The sequence below is a fragment of the Xanthomonas sp. CFBP 8445 genome, from assembly GCF_025666235.1.
GTDB classification, from domain to species: domain Bacteria; phylum Pseudomonadota; class Gammaproteobacteria; order Xanthomonadales; family Xanthomonadaceae; genus Xanthomonas_A; species Xanthomonas_A indica.
In genome coordinates, this window is record NZ_CP102594.1 from 1597787 (window position 1) to 1624036 (window position 26250).

A 26250-nucleotide genomic window follows, 5' to 3' on the forward strand; every position below is an offset into this window, starting at 1 on the left:
CGCTTATCGCCGACGATGGCACCGGTGACGCGGGACGGATGCCCGCCGGGGGAGACAGAGGCGATGCGGTCGAGACGGATCTTGGGATGGCTGCTGCTGGCGTGGTCCGGCGTCGCCGGCGCGGCAGTGCCGCCGACGCCGCAGCCGCGCCAGCTCACCGTGGCCGATGGCCTGCCGTCCAACAGCATCAATGGCTTTGCCGAGGACAAGCTCGGCTATCTGTGGCTGGCCAGCAGCGACGGCCTGGCGCGCTTCGACGGACGCGGCTACCGCATCTGGCGGATCGAGGACGGCCTGCACGCCAACAAGATCTGGTGCGTGCACGTGGACGCGCAGAACCGGGTCTGGTTCGGGACCGACGGCGCCGGCCTGGGCATGCTCTCGGCCGACCGCCGCCAGTTCCGCTATTACGATCGCAGCACCTATCCGCAGATCGGCGGCACCACGGTGTGGGCGATCGCCTCCACGCCGGACGGCAGCATCTGGTTCGGCACGGCCACCGGCGGCCTGCACCAGGTGCAGCCGGACGGCCGCCTGCGCCGCTTCATGCCGATTCCCGGCGATGCACGCAGCCTGCCTTCGGCGACCGTCACGCACTTGGCGACCACGGCCGACGGCACCCTCTGGGTGGGAACCCGCAGTGGCCTGGCGCGCTGGACCGGACACGACTTCCAGCGCGTCGACGCCGCCGCGCTGCCGCGGCCGGAGGTACAGGGGCTGACGCCCGAGCGCGACGATACCCTGTGGGTGTCCACCCAGGGCGGGGTGCGCCTGCTGCGCGCCGATGCCAGCGTGGTGGAGCCGTACTGGCGCAACGTGTCCGACGAGAGCGTGCTGGCGATGCTGGTCCACGACCGCCACGGCACGCGCTGGTTCGACACCATGGACGGGCTGGGCCGCGAGAGCGAGTCCGGCGTGATCCGCAACGTGCCGCTGTACAGCAACTCCGCGCACGGGCTGGTCAAGCCGAACTGGGCACTGGCCTTCGAGGACCGCGAGGGCGGCCTGTGGTTCGCCAGTTCCAATGCCGGCCTGTGGCACCTGCCGGCGAACTGGCAGCAGTTCTCGGTACTGTCCTACCGCGTGGACGACCCGGAGTCGATGGGCAATCCCTACGTGCTCGGCACCGCCGCCTCACGCGATGGCGGCGTGTGGCTGGCCGGCACGCGTGGCGTGCTGGACAAGCTGGATCCGGGCACCGGTGTCGTGCATCGGCACATGCAGGCGATGTTCGGGCGCGACTGGTCGCGCGCGATCGCCGAGGACCCGCAAGGGCGGCTGTGGGCGGCGACCTTCGGCGGGCTGCTGCGCTACGACCCGGTCAGCGGCGAGGTGCGTCGCTGGGCCAAGGATGCCGCCGCCGACCCGGCGATGCCGGCGGAAGTGGAGAAAATCGCCTTCAGCAGCGACCGCCACGCGTGGATCTTCAGCGATATCGGCGGCGTGCAGGTGCGTGACCTCGACGGCCGCGTGCTGCGCACCATGGTGCCGGGAACCGCCGGCCTGCCCGCGGAACTGGTGGTGGCGGAAGTGCGGACTGGGCCGCAGGGCCAACTCTGGCTGCTGGGGCAGCACGGCCTGCTCGCCTGGGATCCGGCGCAGGCGCGTTTCGCGCCCGTGCCCGGCGCGCCGCAGCGGCCGCTGAGCACCTTCGCGATCAGCGACGGCAATGTGGTGTGGCTGGCCGGCGTCGGCCAGCTGGAGCGCTATCTGTGGGATGGCCGCCGGCTGAGCCTGCTCGACCGCATCGATGCCGATCAGGAATTCCCGGCCCTGGCGCCGAATGGCCTGGTGGTCGACGCCAGTGGCGTGGCCTGGCTGAGCAGCGTGCGCGGGCTGATCCGGGTCGATCCGGCGAGCAAGGCGATCCGCTCCTATGGCGTGCACGACGGCCTGCCGAACCAGGAGTTCCGCGCCCGCACCCTGGTGCAGGCGCGCAGCGGGCAGATCCTCGGCGGCACCCCGGACGGGGTGGTGCTGTTCGAGCCGGCGCAGGTGGTGCCGTCGCGGCGACAGCCGCCGCTGGTGATCGAGCGCATCGGCGTGCGCCGCGGCGAGCGCGGGCTGGATCTGCTGCATGCCGACCATATCGCGCTGCAGGAAGGCGACCGCGATCTGCACGTCGTCGCGCGCCTGCTGTCGTTCTCCGACACCGACGCCAATACCTACCGCTTCCGCCTCAGCGGCTACGACCCGGACTGGGTCGACGTGGGTGCCAGCGGCGAGCGGCTGTTCTCGCGGCTGCCGTCGGGCCACTACACCCTGGAGATGCAGGCGCGTACCGCCGACAAGGTGTGGTCGAAGGTGATCACGCTGCACTTCCGCGTCTTGCCGCCGTGGTGGCGCAGCCCCTGGGGCGTGGCCGGGCTGGCGGTGCTGGCGGTGCTGGCGCTGTGGCTGCTGGCCTACCTGTACCGGCGGCGCCTGCGCCGGCGCGCCGCCTGGCAACTGGCGGTGCACAAGCAGGAAGTGGCCGAGCAGGCCTCGCTGGCCAAGACTCGCTTCCTGGCCACGCTCGGCCACGAAGTGCGCACGCCGATGACCGGCGTGCTGGGCATGAGCGAACTGCTGCTGGCCACGCCGCTGGACCCCAAGCAGCGCCGCTACACCGAATCGATCCGCGACGCCGGCTCGCACCTGCTGCGCCTGGTCAACGATGCGCTGGACCTGGCGCGGATCGAGGCCGGGCGGCTGGAACTGGAGCAGCAGCCGTTCGACCTGGGCCGGCTGATCGCCGAGCTGGAAGCGATGATGGGGCCGATGGCGCGCGGCCGCGGTCTCGCCTTCGCCCTGGACAACGCCATGCCGCCGCACGTCACCGCGCGCGGCGACGCCACGCGGGTGCGGCAGATCCTGCTGAACCTGCTCAACAACGCCATCAAGTTCACCGAGCACGGCAGCGTGCAGTTGCGGGTGGCGCCGCTGCAGCCGCAGCAGGGCGTGCGCTTCGAGGTCGCCGATACCGGGCCGGGCATCAATGCCGAACAGCAGGCGCGGCTGTTCCAGCGCTTCGAGCAGGCCGACGGACCGCGTACCGCCGCGCGCTACGGCGGCAGCGGCCTGGGCCTGGCGATCAGCCAGGAACTGGCGGTGGCGATGGGCGGACGCATCGAACTGCGCAGCCGCCTTGGTGCCGGCACGCGCTTCCTGGTCGAGCTGCCGTTGCCGTGGACGCCCGAGCCGCTGCCGCAGGCGCCACGCGACACCCGCGGCTCCAGCAGCGCCGCGACGCCGCAGCGGATCCTGCTGGTCGAGGACGACCCGACCGTGGCCGAGGTGGTCGGCGGCCTGCTGCGCGCGCGCGGCCACCACGTCACCCATGCCGCGCACGCGCTGGCCGCGCTGACCGAAGCGGCGGCGAGCAGCTTCGACATCGCGCTGCTGGATCTGGACCTGCCGGGCCTGGACGGCCTGGCCCTGGCGCGGCAGTTGCGCGCCTTCGGCTACGGCATGCCGCTGATCGCGGTCACCGCCCGCGCCGACGCCGACGCCGAACCGCAGGCCCGCGCCGCCGGCTTCAGCGGCTTCCTGCGCAAACCGGTGACCGGCGAGATGCTGGCCGACGCGGTGGAGGGGAAGCCGGGCGTCGACGAAGTGCCAGGAGCCGGGGAGCGCGATGGCAACGACGGTGGCGCTTAGCCCGCGCGTCGCGCCGCCGTCGTCGTAGGAGCGGCTTCAGCCGCGACGGGGCGTTCCCGGTGATGCCCCGTCGCGGCTGAAGCCGCTCCTACGAGAGCCCCAGCCCGCAACGCGCCGCCGTTACGAATCCCAAATCCCGAATCCCCAATCCCGGCTACTCCGCCACCTCTTCCACCTGCTTCGGATGCGGCCGGGTATCCGGCAACTGCCAGAAGATCAGCGTCGAGGTCAGGGTGATGGCGCCGACGCAGACGAAGGTCGCGTGCAGCGCCGCGGTGGCGCCGTGGGTATCGCCGAGGTGGGTGTTGAACGCCGCCAGCAGGCTGCCCGCGGCCGCGGCGCCGAAGCCGGTGGCCAGCATCATCACCATCGACAGCAGGCTGTTGCCGGCGCTGGCCTGGTCGCGGTCCAGGTCGCGCAGGGTCACCGTGTTCATGACGGTGAACTGCAGCGAGTTGACCGCGCCGAACAGCGCCAGCTGCAGCAGCCGCCAGCCGAGCGGCTGGCCGGCGTCGAACAGCAGGAAGCTGGCCATCGCGGTGCCGACCAGCACCGTGTTGGTCATCAGCACCCGACGGTAGCCGAAGTGTTCCACCAGTTTCACCGCGGCGCGCTTGGAGGCCATGCCGGCCAGCGCCACGGGGATCATCATCAGCCCGGCGTCCATCGGGCTCATGCCCAGGCCCACCTGCAGCAGCAGCGGGATCAGGAACGGCATGCTGCCGCTGCCCACGCGCGAGAACAGGTTGCCGAGGATGCCGATGCGGAAGCTGACGACCTTGAACAGGTGCAGCGGGAACAGCGGTGCCGCCGCATTGGCCGCGTGCAGCCAGTAGCCGATCAGTGCCGCCAGCCCGCCGATCGCCAGCAGCATCACGAAGGCGTGGCGCAGGCCCAGCTCGGAGATGCCGTCCAGCGCCAGCGACAGTGCGACCATGCCGAAGGCCAGCATCGCGTAGCCGACCAGGTCGAAGCGGGTGCGCTGCTCGCCGTAGAAGTCCGGCATGATCTTCAGCGCCGCGGCGAACCCGATCGCGCCGATCGGCAGGTTGATCAGGAACACCCAATGCCAGGACGCCACCTGCACCAGCCAGCCGCCCAGGGTCGGCCCGACCAGCGGCCCGATCAGCGCGGGGATGGCGATGAAGCTCATCGCGCTGAGGAACTGCGCGCGCGACACCGAGCGCATCACCGCCAGCCGGCCGACCGGCAGCAGCATCGCGCCGCCGATGCCCTGCAGCACGCGCGCGGCCACCAGATACGGCAGCCGCGGCGCCGCCGCGCACAGCAGCGAGCCGAGGGTGAACAGCACGATCGCGGTCAGGAAGGTGCGGCGCGTGCCGTAGCGGTCGGCGATCCAGCCCGAGGCGGGAATGAACATCGCCACCGCCAGCGCATAGCTGAAGACCACCGACTGCATCTGCAGCGGGCTTTCGCCGAGGCTGCGCGCCATCGCCGGCAACGCGGTGTTGACGATGGTGGCATCGAGCATCTGCATGAAGATGGCCAGCGACACCAGCCACAGCAGCGGACGGAAACTGCGCGCGTTGGGAACGGCGATCGGATCGGAGGAGGGCGCGGACATCGGCACGCAGGGTGACGCGGGGGGAGCAATAGGATCGCGCAGATCGCGTCGCCGTGTCGTGCAGCCGCGTGCAGTGCGTGTGGGCGATGCAGCCCGCGCTCAGCGAGCGGCGCCGTGCAGGGCTGCGCAGACGGCGGCATGCGCATGTTTGCGTCGGAGCGGCTTCAGCCGCGACGGGCATTCCCGCAACATCCTGTCGCGGCTGAAGCCGCTCCTACGAAGCGCAAAAGATTGAGCGCACGGTCAGATCGCCGACCGTGCGCGAGACTGCGATCCCGAATCCTGGGTTCAACCGCGCCGACTATGCCGCTGCACCGCCGCCACCAACGCCCCGACATGCTCGGGCTGCATGTCCGGCGACAGGCCGTGGCCGAGGTTGAACACATGGCCGTCCAGCGCGCCGCCGTTGCCGTCGGCATAGCTGCGCAGCACGCGCTGCACTTCGCGGTCGATCGCTTCCGGCGCGCCGTACAGCATCGCCGGGTCCAGGTTGCCCTGCAGGGCGACGCGGCCGCCGGTGCGGCGCGCGGCGTCGGCCAGGTCGATGGTCCAGTCCACGCCCACGCCTTCCGCACCGGAGCCGGCGAGTTCTTCCAGATAGGGCGCATTGCCCTTGCCGAACAGGATCAGCGGGGTGCGCTCGGCGCCATCGCCGCGCGCCAGTTCGCGGGCGATGCGCTGCAGGTAAGGCAGGGAGAACTCGCGGTACATGGCCGGGCTCAGCACGCCGCCCCAGGTGTCGAATACCTGCAGCGCCTGCGCGCCGGCCGCGCGCTGCGCCGCCAGGTAGGCGATCACCGCGTCGGTGTTGACCGACAGCAGCGCGTGCAGCGCGGCCGGATCGTTCAGCGCCAGCGCCTTGATCCGCGCGTAGTTGTCGCTGCCGCCGCCCTCGACCATGTAGCAGGCCAGGGTCCAGGGGCTGCCGGAGAAGCCGATCAGCGGCACGCTGCCGTCCAGTTCGCGGCGGATCACCCGCACCGCGTCCATCACGTAGCGCAGCTCGGTCTCCATGTCCGGCACGCCGAGCTTGGCGATCGCCGCCGCGTCGCGCACGGGATGGCGGAACTTGGGGCCTTCGCCTTCGACGAAGTACAGCTCCAGTCCCATCGCATCGGGAATGGTGAGGATGTCCGAGAACAGGATCGCCGCGTCCAGCGGGAACCGCGCCAGCGGCTGCAGGGTCACCTCGCAGGCCAGCTCCGGGGTCTTGGCCATGGCCAAAAAGCTGCCGGCGCGGGCGCGGGTGGCGCGGTACTCGGGCAGGTAGCGCCCGGCCTGGCGCATCAGCCACACGGGGGTCTGGTCCACGGGCTCGCGGCGCAGCGCGCGCAGCAGGCGGTCGTTCTTGAGCATGGGGGATTCCTTAGCGCGGCGCTTCGGCGCCACGGGTGAACATGACCTGGAAGCCGCGCTTGAGCTGGGCGTCGCGGGCTTTCTCGAAGGCGGCGTTGGCGTCTTCCTGCTGCAGATAGAGTTCGCGCCGCAGCTGCGCGCGGCCACCGATCTGGCCGCTTTCGCGCAGCAGCTCCCAGCCGCCGAACAGGTCCGGCTGCAGGGTCAACTGCAGGTAGCGTGGCGGCTCGTTGCCGTCGGGGCGTTGCTGGAGGAAGACGCGCATGCGCCGATTGTAGCGGGTGCCGGTGCGGGCGACGTGGCGCGGCCGGCGGAACGCAGCGGGCCGGCCTCAACCGGCACGGAAGCCGCGGCGGTAGGCCGAGGGCGGCACGCCCAGGGTGCGCGCGAACTGCTGGCGCAGCGCGCCGGCACTGCCGAAGCCGCAGCTGGCGGCGATCCGCTCCAGGGCCAGGTCGGTGCGCTCCAGCAGCTGCTGGGCGCGGACCAGGCGCTGGTGCGCCAGCCACTGCACCACGGTGGTCCCGGTCACCTGGCGGAACTGCCGGGTGAAGCTGCGCCGGCTCATCCGCGCGTGCGCGGCCAGCGCGTCCAGGCGCAGCGGCTGCTCCAGCCGCTGCAGCATCCAGTCCAGGGTCGGGCCGAGCAGGGCGTCGCGGCGATTGGCCGGCAGCGGCTGTTCGACGTACTGCGCCTGCCCGCCCTGGCGGTGCGGCGCCACCACCAGGCGCCGGGCGATGCGGTTGGCAACCTCGGCGCCGTGGCGGCGCCGGACCAGATGCAGGCAGCAATCGATGCCGGCCACGGTGCCGGCCGAGGTCAGCACGTCGCCGTCGTCCACGTACAGCACGTCCGGCTGCAGCCGCACCTGCGGGTGGCGCTGCGCGAAGCGCGCCAGCGCCGCCCAGTGGGTGGTGGCGGGGCGGCCGTCGAGCAGGCCGGCGTCGGCCAGCACGAAGGTGCCCAGGCACAGGCCCACCACCTGCGCGCCGGCCGCGTGGGCGCGGCGCAGCGCCTGGCACAGCGCCGCCGGGGCCGGCTCGGCGGCATCGCGCCAGGACGGCACGATCACCGTGTCGGCGCCGTCCAGCGCGTCCAGGTCGTGCTGCACCTGGATGGCGAAGCCGGCGTCGGTGCGCAGCAGGCCCGGCTCGGCGGCGCACACGCGCAGGTCGAAGGCCGGCAGGCCGGTGTCGGGCCGCGCCTCGAACACCTGGCAGGGCACCGCGAGGTGGAAGGGGCTGATGCGGTCGAAGGCGACCACGGCGATGCGATGCGGCGACATGGCCCGATTTTAGCGAAAACGGTGTTTCGGGCCACTCGTCGCCGCGCACCCGCCCGCCGACACTGGCCGCCTCTTCGCTCTGGAGCCACCGCATGTCTTCTCCCCGCCGCGCCCTGCTGATCATCGATGTCCAGAATGCCTACTTCGACGGCGCGCTGCCCATCGCCCATCCGCCGGTGGCGCAGTCGCTGCCCAACCTCCTGCAGGCGATGGACGCGGCCCAGGCGCACGGCGTGCCGGTGCTGGTGGTGCAGCACACCGCGCCGGCGCAGGCGCCGGTGTTCGCCGACGGCAGCCCCGGTTGGGACCTGCACCCGCAGGTCGCCGCGCGGCCGCACACGCGGCTGCTGCGCAAGACCAAGCCCAGCGTGTTCGCCGGGACTGACCTGGCCGACTGGCTGCAGGCACAGGCGATCGACACCCTCACCGTGGCCGGCTACATGACCCACAACTGCAACGCCTCCACCGTGTACGAGGCCTTCCACCGCGGGCTGGCGGTGGAAGTGCTGGGCGACGCCAGCGGTGCGCTGCCGTACGCCAACGCCGCCGGCCAGGCCAGCGCCGAGGAGATCCACCGGGTGTTCGGAGTGGTGTTCCACAGCAATTTCGCCGCGGTCGCCGACACCGCGCAGTGGATCGCGGCGGTGCAGGCGGGGCGGCCGCTGCCGCGCGACAACGTGCTGCAGTCCAGCCGCCGCGCGCGGGGCCTGGCATGAGCGCCGCGCCGCGGGTGCTGCGGGCGCGCGATTTCACCGGCACCCGCGCCTGGGAGGCGCTGCCGGTGGCGCTGCTGGACGGGATCGGCGTGCGCATCCACTGGACCGACCAGCCCTATGTCTGGCACGTCAACGATGGCCAGGAGGTGTTCGTGGTGCTGGACGGACAGGTGCAGATGCGCTGGCGCGTGCACGGCGTCGAGCAGACGGCATTGCTGCAGGCCGGCGACGTGTTCCATGCGCCCGAGGGTACCGAGCACGTGGCGCACCCGCAGGGCGCGGCGCGGGTGCTGGTGGTGGAGCGCGACGGCAGTCCGTGAGCGTTCGGGCGCACTCCTGGCCGGCACGCGCTGCGGTCCTCGCCTACGCGGTGGCGGAGACGTGGTTCCGTCGATGACGTGTGCAGAGCGCGGCGCATACCGCACCTGATGCTGTGCGTTCTATCACGGAGCCATCACTGTCGATCTGGCGTCATTGGGACAGGCTATGCCGCTGCGTGCGCACAGAGATCCTGGTGTCACGGCATCGCCATTCACCACGAGTGCGGACGCGGCCGGCATGCGAAGCCAGAGCGATGGGCGGTTCCCTGGGCAGCACCTTGATGTCGGCGCGGGACGGGATCCCGCGCGGCCTGCTGCCACCTTCGACGATGTCATGCCGCTGCGCGCGCCACGTCGGCGCGCAAGCGCTGATCAAACGCCACGCAAGGCGCGCGGCCTGGGCCGGATCACCGTCTTCGCCGGACTGGCCGCGCTGTGCCTGCTGATCCTCGGCGGCTGGTACTGGCGCGCGCACCGCCAGCAGTCCGCGCCGGCGCCCGAACCCTTGCGCGTGCAGACCATGACCGTCGCGCCGCACCGGGTCCCGGACATCATCGAGACCTCCGGCACCCTGCTGTCGCCGCAGACCGTGGAGGTGCGCGCGCAGGCCGACGGGGTGCTGCAGTCGGTGCTGATCCATGACGGCGAACAGGTCCACGCCGGGCAATTGCTGTTCACCATCGATCCGCGGCCGCTGCGGGCGGCGTTGGCGCAGGCGCGCGCCACCCTGGCCCGCGACCAGGCGCTGGCGGCGGATGCGGCCGACACCGAGGCGCGCTACGCCAAGCTGTCCAGGACCGGCGCGGTCGATCCCAAGACCTACACCACCGCGGCCGACACGCTGCGCTCGCTGCGTGGCACCGTCGCCGCCGACCAGGCGCAGGTCGAGCAGACGCAGCTGTCGCTGGCCTACACCCAGGTCCGCGCCCCCATCGATGGCCGCGCCGGCGCCATCGCGGTCAAGCCGGGCAATTTGGTGTCCAGCGGGTCCAGCACCGCGCTGGTGACGCTCAACGTCAGCACGCCGATCGAGGTGCGCTTCGCCCTGGCGCATGTGCAGGTCGATGCCGTGCGCGCCGCACCGCTGGGTCATCAGGGCTTGGGGCTGCCGGTACTGGCGCTGGATGCGGTGAAGGGCACGCTGCTGGACCGCGGCGAACTGGCGTTTCTCGACAATGCCTTCGACACCAGCAGCGGCACCCTGGAGCTGCGCGCGCGCTTCGCCAACGCCGGCGCCACGCTGTGGCCGGGGCAGTTCGTCACCGTGCGGGTGATCCTGGCGGAGGACCCGCAGGCGCTGTCGGTGCCCGAGAGCGCGCTGCAGCAGGGACAGCAGGGGCCATACGTGTACTGCGTGGTCGGTGGGCGCGCGGTGGCGCGGCCACTCAGCGTGGCGCGGATGGTCGATGGGCAGGCGGTGATCGCCAAGGGCCTGCACGCGGGCGATCGCGTCATCCTCACCGTGCCCAACGAACTGCGTGACGGCACCGCGGTGCAATCCGGCAACCCGCACGCCACGCCGAACGGGGCGGCGACGGGACGGCCTGCGTGAACCTGTCGGCGCTGTTCATCCACCGCGCGGTGATGACCTCGGTGCTGATGATCGGGCTGGTGCTGGCCGGCGCCATGGCCTACTTCGCGCTGCCGGTGAGCGAGCTGCCCGACGTCAGCTTCCCGACCATCACCGTCAACATGTCGCTGCCCGGCGCCAATCCCGAGACCATGGCCGCGGCGGTGGCGACGCCGCTGGAACGGCAGTTCAGCGGCCTGCCCGGGCTGGACACGATGAGCTCGACCAGCAGCGTCGGCAGCACCCGCGTCGTCTTGCAGTTCGCGTTGAGCCGCAATGTCGATGCCGCGGCGCAGGACGTGCAGAACGCGGTCTCGCAGGCGGCCGGGCTGCTGCCCCGCGAGATCAACCCGGCGCAGATCCAGAAGGAGGACCCCAGCGCCGCGCCGATCATGCACCTGATCCTGCGCTCCAGGACCATCGCGCTGCCGCTGCTCAACCAGTTCGCCAAGGACCGCGTGGCGCTGCGCCTGGCCTCGGTGCCGGGCGCCGGCCAGATCGACGTCAACGGCGCGCAGAAGTACGCGGTGCGCCTGTTCGTCAATCCGCACCTGCTCGCCGCCCGCCACCTGGGTTTCGATCAGGTGGTCTCGGCGGTGCAGGCGGGCAACAGCAACGCGCCGGCCGGCACGCTGATGGGGCGTGCGCGGTCCTATACCGTGCGCGCCGACGGCCAGCTCAAGCGCGCGGCCGATTTCGATGCCATGGTGCTGACCTATGCCGACGGCGCGCCGGTGCGCCTGCGCGACGTCGGCCATGCCGAGGACAGCGTCGAGAACCTGCAGACCGCCGCCTCGCTCAACGGCCAGCGCGCGATCGAGATCAACATCCACCGCCAGCCCGGCGCCAACACGCTGTCGGTGACCCAGGGCATCCAGGCGGCGCTGCCGGGAATCCGTGCGCAGCTGCCCGGCGACGCCCAGCTCGACGTGCTCTATGACCGCGGCGACTACATCGGCGCCTCGGTGGAGGACGTGGAGTGGACCCTGGTCGGCTCGCTGGTGCTGGTGATCGTGGTGATCCTGCTGTTCCTGCGCAGCTGGATGGCGACCCTGATCGTGGCGCTGGTGCTGCCGACCTCGCTGATCGGCACCTTCGCGGTGATGCGCCTGCTGCACTTCAGCCTCGACAACATCTCGATGCTGGCGTTGACCCTGTCGGTCGGCTTCGTGGTCGACGATGCCATCGTGGTCATCGAGAACATCGTCCGCCACGCCGAGCAGGGCGCCAGTCGCATGGACGCGGCCATCGCCGCCTCGCGGGAGATCGGCTTTACCGTGCTGTCGATGACGGTGTCGCTGTCGGCGGTGTTCCTGCCGATCGTGTTCATGGGCGGGCTGGTGGGGCGGCTGTTCTCCGAGTTCGGCATGGTCATCGCGATCGCGGTGATCCTGTCCGGCATCGTCTCGCTGACCCTCACGCCGATGCTCGCCAGCCGCTGGCTCGACCCGAGGAAGAGCACGGGCTGGGTGTTCGAGCGCTTCGACCGGCTGGTCGACGCCAGCGAACGCGGCTACGCGCGCTCGCTGGCCTGGGCGACCGAGCGCATCGGCCTGATGTGCGTCATCGGCCTGGCCACCCTGGTCGGCACCGCCGGCGTCTATGCCGTAGTCGAGAAGGGCTTCATCCCGCAGGTGGATTCGGGAAAGATCGACGGCGACACCCGCGTGCCGGAGGGCACCGCCTTCGCCGACTTCGTCGCCAAGCAGGCGGCGGTGGTGAAGATCATCCAGCGCAATCCCAACGTGGCCAATGTCGAATCGGTGATCGGCTCGGACAACGCGCTCAGCAACAGCGGGCGCCTGCTGATCGGGCTCAAGCCGCTGTCCGAGCGCAGCGGCAGCGCCGAGGAGGTGATCCAGGACGTGCGCAAGCAGGTCGCCGCGATCCAGGGCATCACCCTCAACATGCGCAATCCGCCGGCGATCGACATGGGGCCGACGGCCTCGAACGGATCGCTGCAGTACGTGCTGCAGTCCACCGACCAGAAGGCGCTGTACGCCCAGTCCGACACCATCCTGCAACGCATTCGGCAACTGCGCGACGTGCAGGATCCGCAGAGCGACCTGCAGCTCAAGAACCCGGAGATCGAGGTGGTGCTGCACCGCGAGCAGGCCGCCGCGCTGGGCGTCACTGCCGCCGGCCTGCAGGACACCCTGGCCAGCGCCTACGGCGGCCGCAAGATCAGCACCATCTACGGCGACACCGATCAGTACGAGGTGCTGCTGCAGGTCGATCCCGCGGCGCAGGCCGACCTCAACGGCCTGGATGCGCTGTCGTTCAACGGCAACCAGAACCCGGGCATCACCGCGATCGGCACGCAGACCTCCAACAGCAGTTCCGGCACCAGCGCGGTGCTGACCGCGGCCGGCGGGCCGATGGTGCCGCTGCGCGCGGTGGCCGACGTGCGCATGGGCGTGGGGCCGGTGGCGATCAACCATTACGCCGGCCTGCCGGCGGTGACCTTGTCGATGAACCTGGCGCCGGGCGTGTCGCTGGGCGATGCCGCCGCCGGCATCGGCAACCTGATGGCGCAGACCCTGGGCAAGGGCGACGCCCGCGCCATCAGCGGCCAGTTCGCCGGTTCGGCGCAGGCCTTCGAGAATTCGATGAAGACGCTGCCGATGCTGCTGCTGATCACCGTGCTGCTGATCTACGGCGTGCTGGCGATCCTGTACGAGAACGCGCTGCACCCGATCACCATCCTGACCTCGCTGCCGCTGGCCGGGTTCGGCGCCATTCTCATGCTGGTGCTGTTCCGCCAGGAGCTCAATCTCTTCAGCTTCGTCGGCCTGATCCTGCTGGTCGGGCTGGTCAAGAAGAACGGCATCATGATGGTGGACTACGCGCTGGACCTGGAGCGCTCCGGCGAGGAACGCTGGAAACAGCCGCGTGCGGCGATGCTGGAAGCGGCGACGGTGCGCTTCCGCCCGATCATGATGACCACCCTGGCGGCGGTGCTGGGGTCGTTGCCGATCGCGTTGGGCGTCGGCGCCGGCGCCGAGGCGCGGCGCCCGCTCGGCATCGCCGTGGTCGGCGGCCTGCTGTTCTCGCAGGCGCTGACCCTGTACCTGACCCCGGCCTTCCACATCGCGATGGCCGAATGGCTGGCGCGCCGCCGCGCGCGCCGCGACGGCGCGGCGCCACCGTCCGCGCCGACGCGGCCGGAGCCGGCCTGATGCGCGCGCTCGTGATCGGCGCCGCGTGCCTGCTGTCCGCGTGCAGCCTGACGCCAGCCTATGTGCGGCCCGCTGCGCCGATTCCGCCGTCGTGGCCGGTCGGTGATGCCTACCTGGCGCAACACGAGGCCACGCTGCCGTCGCTGGGCTACCGGCAGGTGTTCGGCGACCCGCGGCTGCAGGCGCTGATCGCGCAGGCGCTGGACCACAATCGCGATCTGCGGATCGCACTCGCTTCTATCGCCCAGGCGCGGGCGCAGTACCGCATTCAACGCGCCGCGTTGCTGCCGGAGGTGGGTACCAGCGCGACCTATGCGCGGTCCTACCGCGGCAAGGGCGCGGCCCCGGCCGACGGGGCGCAGGGCGGCAACGCCGCGGCCGCGCCGGCGGCGGGCTATGCGAGCAGCTACGACCTGGGCGTGGGCGTCACCGCCTTCGAGCAGGATCTGTTCGGCCGGCTGCATGCACTGACCGCGGCCGCGCAGCAGCGTTACCTGGAACAGGAGGCGGCGGCGCGCGCCACGCGCCTGACCCTGGTCGGCGACATCGCCATGGCCTGGCTGACCTATGCCAGCGACCGCAGCCTGCTGACGATCGCGCAGGACACCGTGCGTAGCGCCGGCGAAAGCGTGGCGCTGACCGCGCAGCGCGTGGACGGCGGCATCGTGCCGCACTCGGCGCTGGACCAGGCCAACCAGGTGCTGCATGCCGCGCAGGCCGACCTGGCCGCGCAGGCCACGGCGATGGCGCAGGACGTCAATGCGCTGCAGTTGCTGGTGGGCGCTCCGGTCGATCCGGCACTGCTGCCGGCTTCGATCGAGGAGGCCGCGGCGCGCATCGGCGATCCGCCGGCCGGCCTGGACACGGCCATCCTGCTGCGCCGGCCCGACGTGGTGCAGGCCGAGTACGAACTGCGCGCGGTCAATGCCGAGATCGGCGCCGCCCGCGCCGCGCTGTTTCCGCGCATCAGCCTGAGTGGCCTGTTGGGGCTGACCAGCACGGCGCTGTCGGACCTGTTCACCCATGACGCCTTCAACGGCTCGGCGGGTGCTAGCGCCGCCTATACCTTATTCGATGGCGGCGCGGCGCGTGCCAACGTGCGCTACACCGAGGCGCAGCGCGACGCTGCCGTGGCCAGCTACGAGAAGTCCTTGCAGACCGCCTTCGGCGAAGTGGCCGATGCCCTGGCCCGGCGCGGCACCATCGATGCGCAGTTGCGCGCGCAGCACGCTCTCCTCACCGATGCCGCCAATACCTACGATGCCAGCGCGCAGCGCTACCGCGTCGGCGTGGAGAGCGCGCTGTCCAACCTGGATGCGCAGCGCAGCTACTACGCCGCGCAGCGCAGCTTGGTCGCGGTGGAACTGACCGCGGCGACCAATCGGGTGACGCTCTATCGCACCCTGGGCGGGGATGCGTCGCTGGAGCGCGCCCAGCCCTGAGTGCGCGGGGCGCGGGTTGGCGGCACGCTGCAGCCGGGACGCTGCATGGCGTGCCGCCGCTGGTGCGCTTACTTCAGGTGCTCGCGCAGGCCGTCGCCCGCCTGCTGGATCGCGGTCCGCACCGCGGGCACATCGCGCAGGGCATTGAGCAGGCCGAAGTCATGGATCAGCCCGTTGTAGCGGGTCACCGTGACCGTCACCCCGGCCTGGTCCAGCTTGCGGCCGAAGGCTTCGCCCTCGTCGCGCAGCACGTCCAGTTCGGCGGTCTGGATCAGCGTCGGCGGCAGGCCGGCCAGCTGCGCCGGGGTGGCGCGCAGCGGCGAGGCGGTGATCTCGGCGCGGGCCTTGGGGTCGGTGGTGTAGTTGTCCCAGAACCAGGTCATCATGTTGCGGGTGAGGAAGTAGCCGCTCTGGAACTGCTGGTACGACGCATCGTCGAAGCGGGCGTCGGTCACCGGCCACAGCATCAGGTCGTAGCGCAGCGCCGGCGTCCCTGCGGCCTTTGCCTGCAGCGCCACCGCCGCGACCATGTTGCCGCCGACGCTGTTGCCGGCCAGCGCCAGGCGCTTGCCGTTCACGCCGATCTGGGCGCCGTGCTCGGCGACCCAGCGGGTGGCGGCATAGGCCTGGTGGATGGCCACCGGGTACTGCGCTTCCGGCGACGGCGTGTAGTCCACATAGACCGCCACCGCGCCGGAGGCGTTGACCAGGTCGCGGATCAGGCGTTCGTGGGTCGGGAAGTCGCCCAGCACCCAGCCGCCGCCGTGGAAGAACATGAAGGCCGGCAACACCTGGCCGGCGGTGTGCGGCGGCCGCACGATCACCAGGTTCAGCGGCTTGCCGTCGGCCCGGATGGTGGTGCGGCTGACCTCGGCCGGCGGCAACGGCGTATTGGCCTGGGCATCGCGCAGCACCTGCCGCGCCTGCGCCGGCGTGAGCTGCTCGATCGGCTTGCCGCCGCTGCCGTTGAGCGCGTCGAGGAACGTCGCGACCGGGCGCAACGGCGCGGGCTGGTCGGCCGGCGTTGCGGCGCTGGCGGCGCCGATCGCACCGGCCAGCAGCGAGGTGGCGAGCAAGGGACGCAGGGTCTTCATGGCGGTTTCCTGTGGCATGCCGGGCAGGGTGCCGGCGACAGGAGTGACTTTGCGCGCCAAGGCGATACGATGGGTGGCGAATCGTCCACGAAACTTTACCCGGAGTCCTGAGTGACCGACCGCCTGGCCGCCTTGTTGACCCACTTCTCGGTCAGCGCCGAGGTCTTCCACGCCGGCACGCTGTGCGGCCTGCACCGGCTCGACGATGGCGACCGCGGCCAGTTGCATCTGCTGCGCCAGGGCAGCGTGGTCGTCCACAACGGCGATGGCAGCGTGCTGCGGATCGACCGGCCCAGCCTGCTGCTGTACCCGCAGGCCATGCCGCACCGCTTCGAGACCGATGCGCAGCGCGGCGCGGATTTCGCCTGCGCGCATTTGCGCTTCAGCGGCGGCGCGGCCAATCCGCTGGTGCGCGCCTTGCCGGCCTGCATCTGCCTGCCGCTGGACACGCTGCGCCAGGGTGAGACGCTGCTGCACCTGCTGTTCGAGGAAGCGTTCGCCCAGCATTGCGGGCGCCAGGCGGTGTTGAATCGCCTGTTCGAGGTGGTGCTGGTGCACGTGATCCGCGAACTGATGGAGCAGGGGCTTACCGATGGCGGCATGCTCGCCGGGATGGCCGATGCGCGGCTGCGGCTGGCGTTGACCAGCATCCACGACGCCCCGGCGCAGCCGTGGACGCTGGAGAGCCTGGCCGCCCGTGCCGGCATGTCGCGCAGTGCATTCGCGCGCAGTTTTCGCGAGACCCTCGGCTGCACGCCGGGCCAGTACCTGCAGGACTGGCGCATTGCCCTGGTGCAGCGCGGCCTGCGCGAAGGACGGCCGCTGAAGCAGCTTGCCGACGAGGTGGGTTACGGCAGCGAGGCCGCGGTGTCGCGCGTGTTCAAGGCGCAGGTCGGGCAGAGCCCGCGCGCGTGGAGGCAGGCACGCTGAGTGCGGCTGGGGGCGTGTGCAGGCGCGCCAGCGCCACCGGCGCGCGCGGGCGACTGCTGCGTAAGCGCTGCGCCGGCTCAGCCGGCGGCCAGTACCGCCAGCACCTCGGCCTCGTCCACGTCGGGCACGATCTCGGCGTGGCCGATGCCGCGCCACAGCACCAGCCGCAGGCGCCCGGCCAGGTTCTTCTTGTCCAGGCGCATGCGCGCCAGCAGCGCCTCCGGCGCCAGCCCGGCCGGCAGCGCGGTCGGCAGGCCGAAGTCCTGCAGCAGCGCGCGCAGTTTCTCCGTGTCCTGCGCGCTGGCCATGCCCAGCCGGGCCGACAGTTCGGCAGCCAGCACCATGCCCACCGCCACCGCTTCGCCGTGGTTGAGGTTGGCGTTGTCCGGGGCGCCGTAGCCCTGTTCGGTCTCGATGGCGTGGCCGAAGGTGTGGCCGAGGTTGAGCAGGGCGCGCTCGCCCTTCTCCAGCGGATCGCGGGCGACGATCTCGGCCTTGTGCTCGCAGCTGCGCGCGATGGCCTGCGCCAGCGCCGCCGGCTCGCCGGCCAGCAGCGCGCGCCGCTCGGCATGCAGCCATTCGAAGAACAGCGGGTCGCGGATGGCGCCGTACTTGATCACCTCGGCCAGCCCGGCGCGCAGTTCGCGCGGCGGCAGGCTGCGCAGCGTGGCGGTGTCGGCCAGCACTGCGCGCGGCGGATGGAACGCGCCGACCAGGTTCTTGCCCTGTGGGATGTCCACCGCGGTCTTGCCGCCGACCGAGGAGTCGACCATCGCCAGCAGCGTGGTCGGCAACTGCACGCAATCCACGCCACGCATCCAGCAGGCGGCAGCGAAGCCGGCCAGGTCGCCGACCACGCCGCCGCCCAGCGCCAGCACGCAGGCGTCGCGGGTGGCGCCGAGGGCGGCCAGTGCGGCGATCGCTGCGGCGAAGTGGTCCAGGGTCTTGGAGGCCTCGCCGGCGGGGATCACGAAGTCGCCGATCTGCAATTCGGGGCGCGCCGCCAGCAGCGCGCTGCGGACCTGCGCGGCATACAGCGGCGCCACCTGGCTGTCGCTGAGCAGCAGGACGTGGCGTCCGCGCACGTGGGTGGCGAGGGCGGTGCCGTCGTCGAGCAGGCCGGGGCCGATGCGGATGGTGTAGGCCGGGTCGCCAGTGACCTCGACCGTGCGCGATGCTGCCGTCATGCAGTGGGTTCCGGAAGTTTCCACGACGCGGCCAGGCGCACGACCAGCTGTGCGGTGGCTTCGGCCGGGGTGAAGTGGTCGGTGTCCAGGATCAGGTCGGCGACCTCGCGGTACAGCGGTTCGCGCACCGCATGCAGGTCGCGCAGCACCTGCTCGCGGTCGCCGCGCTGCAGCAGCGGGCGGCTGCGGTCGCGGTGCAGGCGCTGCAGTTGCGCGGCCACGCCGACCCGCAGGTACACCACGAAGCCGTGCTCGCGCATCTCGCGGCGGCTGTCGGGGTTGAGCACGGCGCCGCCGCCGGTGGAGATCAGGTGGCCAGGCGTGCTCAGGATGCTTTCCAGCACCGCGCGCTCGTGCTCGCGGAAGCCGGCTTCGCCGGCGTGCTCGAACAGCGAGGCGATGCTGGCGCCGGTGCGCTCGACGATGGTCTGGTCGCTGTCGACGAAGACCAGGCCGAAGCGCTCGGCCAGGCGGCGACCGATGACGCTCTTGCCGGCACCCATCGGGCCGACCAGCACCAGGTTGGGGGCGGGATTCATCTGCCGATGCTAGCAGAGACCGATGCCGCCTCGCGCGCCGCGCAGACCCCTCGGGCGGGCGCCGCGCGGCGAGGCGTGCGTCGCGCGGTGCATGGCGCGACAATGGCGCATCGTCCGCCGAGTGCCTGTCGCCATGCCCGATCTCTACGCCGAAGCCCTGTCCACGTTCGCCGACCTGTTCGCCGAGGCGCGCACCAGCGATGAGGCCGAATACAACGCCATGGTCGTGTCCTCGGCCACGCTGGAGGCGCGCCCGTCGTCGCGGGTGGTGCTGCTGAAGGCCTACGACGCGCGCGGGTTCGTGTTCTACACCCACCTGGACAGCCAGAAGGGCCGCGAGCTGCAGGCCAATCCGCAGGCCTCGCTGCTGTTCCTGTGGCGGCGCATGCGCGAGGACGGGGTGCAGGTACGCATCGACGGCGAGGTGCAACTGGTCGCCGCGGCCGAGGCCGACGCCTATTTCGCCTCGCGCCCGCGCATGAGCCAGATCGGCGCCTGGGCCTCGGCGCAGTCGCGCACGCTGGCCTCGCGCGAGGAATTCGAGGAGCGCGTGGCCAAGGCCGAGGCCACCTTCGAGGGCCGCGAGGTGCCGCGCCCGGACGGCTGGGGCGGGTTCCGCGTGGTGCCGCGCAGTGTCGAGTTCTGGTACGGCGCCAAGTACCGCCTGCACGAGCGCTGGCGCTACGAAGCCGACGCCGCCGGCCACTGGAGCAAGCGGATGCTGTTTCCGTGAGGGGCGCCGGCCCGGCTTGCCGCATCGCCGCCGCGGGCAACGCGTGTCCGCGCGAGGCACGGTGAGCATGGGCCCGCAGCGCATCGTCTGCCTGACCGAAGAGCCGACCGAAACGCTGTACGCGCTCGGCGAGCAGCAGCGCATCGTCGGCATCAGCGGCTTCACCGTGCGCCCGCCGCAGGCGCGCCGCGACAAGCCCAAGGTCAGCGCCTTCACCAGCGCCAAGATCGACGAGATCCTGAAGTTGCAGCCGGACCTGGCGATCGGCTTCTCCGACATCCAGGCCGACATCGCCGCCGAACTGGTGCGGCATGGCGTGGAGGTATGGATCGCCAACCATCGCAGCGTCGACGGCATCCTCGACTACGTACGCCGGCTCGGCGCGCTGGTCGGCGCCGGGCCGCGTGCCGCAGCCTATGCCGACGAGCTGCAGCGCGGCCTGGACGCCATCGCCGCGCAGGCCGCCACGTTGTCGCGGCGGCCGCGGGTGTACCTGGAGGAATGGGACGAGCCGATCATCACCGGCATCCGCTGGGTGGCCGAACTGGTGGGCATCGCCGGCGGCGACGACGTGTTCCCGGAACTGTCGGTGCAGCCGCTGGCCAAGGCGCGGATCCTCGCCAATGGCGACGAGGTGGTGCGGCGCGCGCCGGACATCATCCTCGGCTCCTGGTGCGGCAAGCGCTTCCGCCCCGAGCGCGTCGCCGCGCGGCCGGGCTGGGCGGCGATTCCGGCGGTGCGCGACGGGCAACTGTTCGAGATCAAGTCGCCGCTGATCCTGCAACCGGGGCCGGCCGCGCTCACCGACGGCGTGCGCGCCATCGCCGACATCATCCAGGCCTGGGCCAGGGGCGTGGGCGCGCGCTAGGGCGCGCTTGCCTGCCAGGCCGCCATCCGAACGGGCGCGACGTGCGTCCATGGCCGCGTCATCGCGGTCGTGAGCCATCGTCGCTTCCGCGATTCTCCTTCGCGCACGCCACCACGCCACGGCAGGCGCCGGACGCGACGAATCCGTCAGCCGGGCGCCGGTTGGGTACGGCCGGCGATGGCCAGGCCGAGCAGGGCCATGAGCGCGGCGACGGCGAACGTCGACAGATAGGCCGCGGCCGCCGAGTACGCCAGCAGCGCGGCGAACAGCGAGCCGCCGACCGCCAGCGTGGTCGCCACCGCGATCGCCTCGCTCAACTGCAGCGCCGAACTGTTGCGGCCCTGCCGCGCCGGCGGCGACAGCGTCAGGGTCAGCACCGCCAGGGTCGGATAGATCAGTCCCATGCCCAGGCCGGTGGCGGTCCAGCCGCCGATCGCCAGCGCTGCGGGCACCGCCGGCAGCAGTGCCAGCGTGGTGGCCGCGATGCCCAGCGCCATCAGCGCGGCACCCAGGCGCAGCCGCTGCAGGCGGGTGGCGTCGCGGCCGTAATGGCCCTGATACCAGGAGCCGGCGAACCAGCCCAGCGCGCCAGCGCTCAGCGCCACGCCCGCCCACACCGGCGACAGCCCGCGCTCGCGCGACAGCAGCAGCGGCAGGAACGCCTCGCAGCCGAAGAATGCCGACCCGGCGATGCCGCGCAGCGCGATCACGCTGGGCAGGCCGCGCGCGGCGCGCAGGGTGCCGGTCGGCAGCAGCCGCCAGGTGCACAGCACCAGCAGCGCCAGCGCCGACGGCAACAGCAGCACCGTCCACAGGCCGCGCTGCTGGCCGCCCAGGTACAGCAGGCAGACGCCGGCCGCCGCGCCCAGCGACCACAGCCGCGACGCGCCGCTGGCGCCGTCCGCGCTCGCGGCGGGCGGCAGGCGCCGCAATGCCGGCCACAGCAGCGCCGCCGCCGGCAGCGCCAGCAGCGGCACCGCCAGGAACACCCAGCGCCAGCCGACGTGCTCGACGATCAGCCCGCTGATGCTGGGGCCGATCAGCGACGGCACCACCCAGCCGGCGGAGAACGCGGCGAACATGCGCGGGCGGATCGTCTGCGGATACAGCCGCGCGACCAACACGTACAGCACCACCGAGATCGCGCCGGCGCCCAGCCCCTGCACCAATCGACCGGCCAGCAGCAGCGTCATCGACGGAGCGAAGCCGGCCAGCAGCAGGCCGCACACGAAGCAGGCCAGCCCGGCCCACAGCGGCGCCGCCGGCCCATGCAGGTCGCTCCAGCGCCCGGCCACGGTCATGCCGATCACGCTGGTGGCCAGGGTGCCGCCGAAGGCCAGCGCGTACAGCCGCAGGCCGTCCAGTTCGCGGGCCACGGTCGGCATCGCCGCGGCCACCGCCAGCGCCTCGAAGGCGATCAGCGACACCAGCGCGACCATGCCGATGGTGGTGGCGCGATAGGTCGGCGCCAGCACGGAGCCGGCAGCGACAGGGGCGGGTGGGGCAGCGTCGGCGGTGGCGTGGTCTTGCATCGGGATACCTGGGAAAAGCGGATGGACGGCTGCCGGCAGCGACTTGCATCGGCGCCTGCAGGCCATGCAGCATGCAACCTCAACCGGACTCGAGGTCAAGCGATGCAGGAGGAACTGAGCGTGGGGCAGGTCGCCGCGCGCAGCGGCGTGGCGGTGTCGGCGCTGCATTTCTACGAGAGCAAGGGCCTGATCCGCAGCATGCGCACCGCCGGCAACCAGCGCCGCTACACCCGCGACGTGTTGCGCCGGCTGGCGGTGATCCGCGTGGCGCAACGCGTCGGCGTGCCGCTGGACAGCGTCAAGGCCGCCTTCGCGCAGTTGCCCGACGCGCGCACGCCGACCCGTGCGGAGTGGGCGCGGATGTCGGCGGCCTGGCGCGAGGAGCTGGACGCGCGCATCCTGCAACTGACCCGCCTGCGCCACCAGCTCACCGACTGCATCGGTTGCGGCTGCCTGTCGCTGCGCCGCTGCCGGCTGAGCAACCCGGCCGATACTCTCGCCGCGCACGGCGACGGCCCGCAGCGCTGGGCGGAGGACTGAGCGGTGCGTCTGCGCGCGGCAACCGCGCGTGATGTCGGTGCGGTCGCCAGGTCTGGCCTGCGTAGGAGCGGCTTCAGCCGCGACCTGGCTTTCCCGGTAACGCCCGGTCGCGGCTGATCCAAAACCGGGGACAAGAGCCGCTCCTACGAGACGCGACGGCGACGCGATGTGGGTCGAGGTGGTGTGGGAGGGACTTCAGTCCCGACGCGATGCCGGTGGATGTCGCGGCGCTGATGCTTGTGCGCTCAGAGAATGCGCACGCTGATCGCCTTGAGCGCGGCGCGAGTGCCGAGCTTGTCGAAGATGTTGGAGACGTAGTACTTCGCCGCGCCCGTCAATCGCCACGAGTAGAGAGGAGGGTGCCTGATGGTGCATGCAGTCGGGACTGAAGTCCCTCCCACAAAGTATGCCTGTGCTCACCGCGCCTGGCGTGCATAGATGGGCCTGCCGAGCTGCTCGTAGGAGCGGCTTCAGCCGCGACTGGGCGTTACCGGGAAAGCCCGTCGCGGCTGAAGCCGCTCCTACGAGACGCGACGGCGATGCGATGTGGGTCGAGGTGATGTGGGAGGGACTTCAGTCCCGACGCGATGCCGGTGGATGTCGCGGCGCTGCTGCTTGTGCGCTCAAAGAATGCGCAGGGTGATCGCCTTGAGCGCGGCGCGAGTGCCGAGCTTGTCGAGAGTGCTGGATATGTGGCGTTTCACCGCGCCCTTCAGCAGCGACGAGCGAATAGGAAAGGCGCCTGATGCTGCATGCAGTCGGGACTGAAGTCCCTCCCACAACGGACGCCTGTGCTGACCGCGCCTGGCGTGCATAGATCGGCCTGCCGAACTGTTCGTAGGAGCGGCTTCAGCCGCGACCGGGCGTTACCGGTAACGCCCGGTCGCGGCTGAAGCCGCTCCTGCAGGTGGGGACGGTGCGCGCACCAGGCTGCGCACGCTAGAAATTGCGGGTAAAGCGCACCGTGCCGCTGCCGTCGGCAGTGCGCACCTGCACCACGAAGCGCAATTGGTCGTGGGCACTGCTGCGTACGGTGCCGACGTAGTCGGTGTAGGCGTCGGTGCGGACCGCGCGCAGCGCCACCGGCTGGCGTTGGCCGCTGAGGTCGGTCGCCACCGCCTCCACCGTGCCCACGGCCGGCGCTTCCTCGCCGCCGTGCAGGGTGCGCAGCGCGATCATCACCAGCGCGGTGTCGGCCTCGCGGGCGATGCCGTAGCGGCGTGCCACGTCCTCGCTCATCGCCAGCGTGGGCAAGGCGTTGTAGTGCACGCGCAGCGCGCCGAAGTCGGCCTGCGCCGGGGTGGCGGCGAGCAGCGTCGCCGGACGTGGGGTGTCCTGGTCCGAACAGGCGGCCAGGGCCAGGCACAGCAGCGCAGCGGGCAGGACACGCATCGGCGTTCTCCGGCTCAGAGTGGCGAGCACAACGTTGCGCGCGGTCGCCAGTGGGTGCGGGACGGCGCGCCGGAAGCGCAGTGTACAAGCGGTTCATGGGGATGCCGAGCACCGTCCGCGCCCGCCTGGCGGTTGCGCAGCGGTGGTGTCGGCGGCGCTTAGTCGTCGTTGGCGGCGGACAGGGACCGCCCGCGTGCCGCCGCCGCCGCGATCGCGGCCGCGGTCAACGCCTCGAAGCCGCCGTGCTGGAAGGTCTCGATCGCGGCCTGGGTGGTGCCGTTGGGCGAGGTCACCCGGCGGCGCAGTTCGCTCGGCGCTTCGCCGGACTCGGTGAGCATGCGCGCCGCGCCGCGCACGGTCTGCAGGGTCAGGGTGCGCGCGGTGTCGGCAGGCAGGCCCTGGGCGATGCCGGCCGCTTCCATCGCCTCGGCAAGCAGGAACACGTAGGCGGGCCCGCTGCCGGACACCGCGGTGACCGCATCGATCAGCGCCTCGTCCTCGACCCACACGGTGACCCCGGCAGCGGCCAGCACGCGCTCGGCATGGGCGCGCTGCCCGGCATCGACACCGGCGCTGGCGAACAGGCCGGTGACGCCGGCGCCGAGCAGGGCGGGCGTGTTCGGCATCGCGCGGACCAGGGCGTGGCCGCCGCCGAGCCAGCGGTCCAGTTGTGCGGTGGTGATGCCGGCGGCGATGGACACCAGCAGCGGCCGCTGCGCCTGCGCCAACGCGGCCAGGTCGGTGCAGACCCCGCGCAGCACCTGCGGCTTGACCGCGAACATCCACAGCGCCGCGCCATCGGCGGCCTCGGCCGCGCTGGCGACCGCCTGCACCGCGTACTCGGCGGCCAGCGCCTCGCGCAGCGCCGCCACCGGCTCGGCCACGCGGATGCGGCGCGGATCGGCGCCCTGCCGGACCAGGCCGGCGATCAGGCTGCGCGCCATGTTGCCGCCGCCGATGAAGGCGATGTCGGCGGCGTGGGAATCGGAGGAAGCGGAAGCCATGGCGCAACACCGTCGCGAAGAGGGAGCGTCATGGTAGCGGCTGCGCCGCGCCGCAGTGCTGCGGTGCGGCGCAACCGGATCGTGCCGCGCGAGAACGCGCCGGCCGCTGTGTGCGGACCGGCGCGGCGGCCTCAGTTGGACTCGGTGAAGGTGATCGACGGGGTGCTGCCGCCGGCCACCGAGCAGCTGCCCAGGTTGAGGTTGTTGGTCTCGCCGGTGCTGCCGGCATTAGCCGCGCAGGTCGGGGCGGCGGTGGAGCCGTTGGTGGCGGCCACCTTCACCGTGATCGACGAGCCGGAGTTGAAGTTGGCGCTGGAACCGCCGGCGTTGCCGACCACGTTGAACTCGGCGTCCTTCCACACCGTGGCCAGCTTGACCACGCTGTCCTTGGCGCTGACGCTGTAGGCGGTGCCGTTGTTGGTGAAGGTGATGGTGTCGTTGCCGTTGGCGGTGGCCGAACCGGTCAGCTTGAGGTTGGCCAGTTGCGTGGCCGGCACGTCCGGCGCGCTGACCGCGTTGCTGTTGCGGTAGCAGTCCGAGCCGCCGCCGCTCATCCAACCGCTCGGGCAGCTGCTGCCGTAACCGATCAGCCAGTACTGCATGAACACCGCGGCCTGGCCCTGGGTTTCGTAGTCGGTGGCGTAGACGAACTGCTGCCACACGGTGCAGCCGGAGCGGCCGCCGCAGACGCTGGTGGTGGCGTCGTAGTTGGAGTTGATCTGCAGCGAGTACTCGTTCGGGCCGAGGATGCCGCCGCCGCCGAAGGAGGCCACGCCGACGCCTTTCTCCGAGGTTACCCCGGTGACCTGCGGGAAGCTGCCCACGACCTTGCTGATCAGGCTGCTGGAACGCAGCGCGTAGTCGTAGCCGTTGCCAGTGGTCTCGGTGGCGCCGAACAGGATCTTGTGCGGGATCGGATGCACACGGCGGGTCAGGGTCTTGCAGACGTCCGTTTGCCACTGCGTATCGGGGAAGCTGGCATGGAAGCAGCCTTCCGCCGGGGTCGGCTGATGCGCCATGGTCTCGCGCCAGGCGGTGCGCGCCTGGACTTCCGCGGGCGACATCATCGCCTCTTCGTTGGTCCAGGCCGGCGTCGCCGTCGGCGCGGCCATGGCCGCGGGGACGTGCAGCAGACCGACGAAGCAGGAGGCGAACAGCAATCGGGTGGATGCTTGCATCTGTGACCTCATTGGAGCCGAGCGCATTCGGCGATGGACCTGCGGATGAGCCGCGGTCGCCGCCATGGAAGCCGAAGCGCGCGCATCTGAAACGTGACTGAATTAACGGTTCGCAACCGTGTCGCACGGTTCAGCAAACGGTGTCGGAGCGAACCTTTCAT

The 26250-nt window shown here is 71.5% G+C and carries 21 protein-coding genes and 1 other RNA gene; 10 read left to right on the forward strand and 12 right to left on the reverse strand.

Going from position 1 to position 26250, the window contains the following annotated elements:
* Positions 1-63: 63 nt before the first annotated feature.
* Positions 64-3639: a hybrid sensor histidine kinase/response regulator gene (locus NUG21_RS06675; RefSeq protein ID WP_263392631.1), complete on the forward strand. Its 3576-nt coding sequence runs from the start codon at positions 64-66 to the stop codon at positions 3637-3639.
* Between the two features lie 154 nt (positions 3640-3793).
* On the opposite strand, the gene mdtD is transcribed toward NUG21_RS06675, so the two are convergent.
* From mdtD to NUG21_RS06695, 4 genes are all read right to left on the reverse strand, one after another.
* Complete coding sequence (mdtD, locus tag NUG21_RS06680) at positions 3794-5224, reverse strand: multidrug transporter subunit MdtD (protein WP_160946423.1); 1431 nt, start codon at positions 5222-5224, stop codon at positions 3794-3796.
* A 288-nt stretch (positions 5225-5512) separates the two neighbouring features.
* A complete protein-coding gene (gene hemE / locus NUG21_RS06685; protein WP_263392632.1) occupies positions 5513-6580 on the reverse strand; it encodes a uroporphyrinogen decarboxylase in 1068 nt (355 codons plus the stop codon).
* Positions 6581-6590: 10 nt separating this feature from the next.
* Positions 6591-6845: a WGR domain-containing protein gene (locus NUG21_RS06690; protein ID WP_263392633.1), complete on the reverse strand. Its 255-nt coding sequence runs from the start codon at positions 6843-6845 to the stop codon at positions 6591-6593.
* A gap of 66 nt (positions 6846-6911) precedes the next feature.
* Complete coding sequence (locus tag NUG21_RS06695; RefSeq protein ID WP_263392634.1) at positions 6912-7865, reverse strand: GlxA family transcriptional regulator; 954 nt, start codon at positions 7863-7865, stop codon at positions 6912-6914.
* A gap of 92 nt (positions 7866-7957) precedes the next feature.
* Here NUG21_RS06695 and NUG21_RS06700 point away from each other — a divergent pair, with 92 nt between their 5' ends.
* From NUG21_RS06700 to NUG21_RS06720, 5 genes are all read left to right on the forward strand, one after another.
* Complete coding sequence (locus tag NUG21_RS06700) at positions 7958-8581, forward strand: cysteine hydrolase family protein (RefSeq protein WP_263392635.1); 624 nt, start codon at positions 7958-7960, stop codon at positions 8579-8581.
* On the forward strand, positions 8578-8901 hold the full coding sequence (locus NUG21_RS06705; RefSeq protein ID WP_242080780.1) for a cupin domain-containing protein: 324 nt from the start codon (positions 8578-8580) through the stop codon (positions 8899-8901). The genes NUG21_RS06700 and NUG21_RS06705 overlap by 4 nt, the downstream gene beginning before the upstream one ends.
* A 334-nt stretch (positions 8902-9235) precedes the next feature.
* Positions 9236-10453, forward strand: coding sequence for an efflux RND transporter periplasmic adaptor subunit (locus NUG21_RS06710; protein WP_237473100.1), 1218 nt, complete (start codon positions 9236-9238; stop codon positions 10451-10453).
* Complete coding sequence (locus NUG21_RS06715; RefSeq protein WP_263392636.1) at positions 10450-13650, forward strand: efflux RND transporter permease subunit; 3201 nt, start codon at positions 10450-10452, stop codon at positions 13648-13650. The genes NUG21_RS06710 and NUG21_RS06715 overlap by 4 nt, the downstream gene beginning before the upstream one ends.
* The gene (locus NUG21_RS06720) at positions 13650-15092 is read left to right on the forward strand and encodes an efflux transporter outer membrane subunit (RefSeq protein WP_263392637.1); all 1443 of its coding nucleotides are present in this window, start codon (positions 13650-13652) and stop codon (positions 15090-15092) included. Before NUG21_RS06715 ends, NUG21_RS06720 begins: the two co-directional genes overlap by 1 nt.
* Positions 15093-15160: 68 nt before the next feature.
* On the opposite strand, the gene NUG21_RS06725 is transcribed toward NUG21_RS06720, so the two are convergent.
* Positions 15161-16186, reverse strand: a complete 1026-nt coding sequence (locus NUG21_RS06725) for an alpha/beta hydrolase (protein ID WP_263392638.1) — start codon at positions 16184-16186, stop codon at positions 15161-15163.
* 111 nt (positions 16187-16297) lie between these two features.
* On the opposite strand from NUG21_RS06725, the gene NUG21_RS06730 reads away from it, so the two are divergent.
* Positions 16298-17116, forward strand: a complete 819-nt coding sequence (locus NUG21_RS06730; RefSeq protein ID WP_263392639.1) for an AraC family transcriptional regulator — start codon at positions 16298-16300, stop codon at positions 17114-17116.
* 77 nt (positions 17117-17193) lie between these two features.
* On the opposite strand, the gene aroB is transcribed toward NUG21_RS06730, so the two are convergent.
* Both aroB and NUG21_RS06740 read right to left on the reverse strand, forming a co-directional pair.
* Positions 17194-18303 carry a 3-dehydroquinate synthase gene (gene aroB / locus NUG21_RS06735; RefSeq protein WP_242159430.1) on the reverse strand — a complete coding sequence of 370 codons (1110 nt, stop codon included), beginning with the start codon at positions 18301-18303 and terminating at the stop codon, positions 17194-17196.
* Positions 18300-18842 carry a shikimate kinase gene (locus tag NUG21_RS06740; protein ID WP_263392640.1) on the reverse strand — a complete coding sequence of 181 codons (543 nt, stop codon included), beginning with the start codon at positions 18840-18842 and terminating at the stop codon, positions 18300-18302. Before NUG21_RS06740 ends, aroB begins: the two co-directional genes overlap by 4 nt.
* Positions 18843-18975: 133 nt before the next feature.
* On the opposite strand from NUG21_RS06740, the gene pdxH reads away from it, so the two are divergent.
* Both pdxH and NUG21_RS06750 read left to right on the forward strand, forming a co-directional pair.
* Complete coding sequence (gene pdxH / locus NUG21_RS06745) at positions 18976-19575, forward strand: pyridoxamine 5'-phosphate oxidase (protein ID WP_160946412.1); 600 nt, start codon at positions 18976-18978, stop codon at positions 19573-19575.
* A 67-nt stretch (positions 19576-19642) separates the two neighbouring features.
* Entirely contained in the window at positions 19643-20443 is an 801-nt protein-coding gene (locus NUG21_RS06750) for a cobalamin-binding protein (protein ID WP_263393046.1), read from the forward strand.
* A 146-nt stretch (positions 20444-20589) separates the two neighbouring features.
* Here NUG21_RS06750 and NUG21_RS06755 read toward each other — a convergent pair whose 3' ends face one another.
* Positions 20590-21975 carry an MFS transporter gene (locus NUG21_RS06755; protein WP_263392641.1) on the reverse strand — a complete coding sequence of 462 codons (1386 nt, stop codon included), beginning with the start codon at positions 21973-21975 and terminating at the stop codon, positions 20590-20592.
* Positions 21976-22077: 102 nt separating this feature from the next.
* Here NUG21_RS06755 and soxR point away from each other — a divergent pair, with 102 nt between their 5' ends.
* Entirely contained in the window at positions 22078-22515 is a 438-nt protein-coding gene (soxR, locus tag NUG21_RS06760) for a redox-sensitive transcriptional activator SoxR (RefSeq protein WP_160946410.1), read from the forward strand.
* Positions 22516-23454: 939 nt separating this feature from the next.
* On the opposite strand, the gene NUG21_RS06765 is transcribed toward soxR, so the two are convergent.
* The 4 genes from NUG21_RS06765 to NUG21_RS06780 all read right to left on the reverse strand — a co-directional run bounded on the left by NUG21_RS06765 (position 23455) and on the right by NUG21_RS06780 (position 26071).
* Positions 23455-23907, reverse strand: coding sequence for a DUF4426 domain-containing protein (locus NUG21_RS06765; protein WP_263392642.1), 453 nt, complete (start codon positions 23905-23907; stop codon positions 23455-23457).
* A gap of 21 nt (positions 23908-23928) precedes the next feature.
* Positions 23929-24004, reverse strand: a non-coding RNA gene (locus NUG21_RS06770) — sX9 sRNA.
* Between the two features lie 61 nt (positions 24005-24065).
* Positions 24066-24911, reverse strand: coding sequence for a pyrroline-5-carboxylate reductase (gene proC / locus NUG21_RS06775; protein WP_263392643.1), 846 nt, complete (start codon positions 24909-24911; stop codon positions 24066-24068).
* A 131-nt stretch (positions 24912-25042) separates the two neighbouring features.
* Positions 25043-26071 (reverse strand): hypothetical protein, encoded by a 1029-nt coding sequence (locus tag NUG21_RS06780; protein ID WP_160946530.1) that lies wholly within the window; start codon positions 26069-26071, stop codon positions 25043-25045.
* Between the last annotated feature and the right edge of the window lie 179 nt (positions 26072-26250).

Coding starts and splice junctions, on each gene's coding strand:
- NUG21_RS06675 (WP_263392631.1), top strand. CDS start 64: ATGCGGTCGAGACGGATCTTGGGATGGCTGCTGCTGGCGTGGTCCGGC.
- mdtD (WP_160946423.1), bottom strand. CDS start 5,224: ATGTCCGCGCCCTCCTCCGATCCGATCGCCGTTCCCAACGCGCGCAGT.
- hemE (WP_263392632.1), bottom strand. CDS start 6,580: ATGCTCAAGAACGACCGCCTGCTGCGCGCGCTGCGCCGCGAGCCCGTG.
- NUG21_RS06690 (WP_263392633.1), bottom strand. CDS start 6,845: ATGCGCGTCTTCCTCCAGCAACGCCCCGACGGCAACGAGCCGCCACGC.
- NUG21_RS06695 (WP_263392634.1), bottom strand. CDS start 7,865: ATGTCGCCGCATCGCATCGCCGTGGTCGCCTTCGACCGCATCAGCCCC.
- NUG21_RS06700 (WP_263392635.1), top strand. CDS start 7,958: ATGTCTTCTCCCCGCCGCGCCCTGCTGATCATCGATGTCCAGAATGCC.
- NUG21_RS06705 (WP_242080780.1), top strand. CDS start 8,578: ATGAGCGCCGCGCCGCGGGTGCTGCGGGCGCGCGATTTCACCGGCACC.
- NUG21_RS06710 (WP_237473100.1), top strand. CDS start 9,236: ATGCCGCTGCGCGCGCCACGTCGGCGCGCAAGCGCTGATCAAACGCCA.
- NUG21_RS06720 (WP_263392637.1), top strand. CDS start 13,650: ATGCGCGCGCTCGTGATCGGCGCCGCGTGCCTGCTGTCCGCGTGCAGC.
- NUG21_RS06725 (WP_263392638.1), bottom strand. CDS start 16,186: ATGAAGACCCTGCGTCCCTTGCTCGCCACCTCGCTGCTGGCCGGTGCG.
- aroB (WP_242159430.1), bottom strand. CDS start 18,303: ATGACGGCAGCATCGCGCACGGTCGAGGTCACTGGCGACCCGGCCTAC.
- NUG21_RS06740 (WP_263392640.1), bottom strand. CDS start 18,842: ATGAATCCCGCCCCCAACCTGGTGCTGGTCGGCCCGATGGGTGCCGGC.
- pdxH (WP_160946412.1), top strand. CDS start 18,976: ATGCCCGATCTCTACGCCGAAGCCCTGTCCACGTTCGCCGACCTGTTC.
- NUG21_RS06750 (WP_263393046.1), top strand. CDS start 19,643: ATGGGCCCGCAGCGCATCGTCTGCCTGACCGAAGAGCCGACCGAAACG.
- NUG21_RS06755 (WP_263392641.1), bottom strand. CDS start 21,975: ATGCAAGACCACGCCACCGCCGACGCTGCCCCACCCGCCCCTGTCGCT.
- soxR (WP_160946410.1), top strand. CDS start 22,078: ATGCAGGAGGAACTGAGCGTGGGGCAGGTCGCCGCGCGCAGCGGCGTG.
- NUG21_RS06765 (WP_263392642.1), bottom strand. CDS start 23,907: ATGCGTGTCCTGCCCGCTGCGCTGCTGTGCCTGGCCCTGGCCGCCTGT.
- proC (WP_263392643.1), bottom strand. CDS start 24,911: ATGGCTTCCGCTTCCTCCGATTCCCACGCCGCCGACATCGCCTTCATC.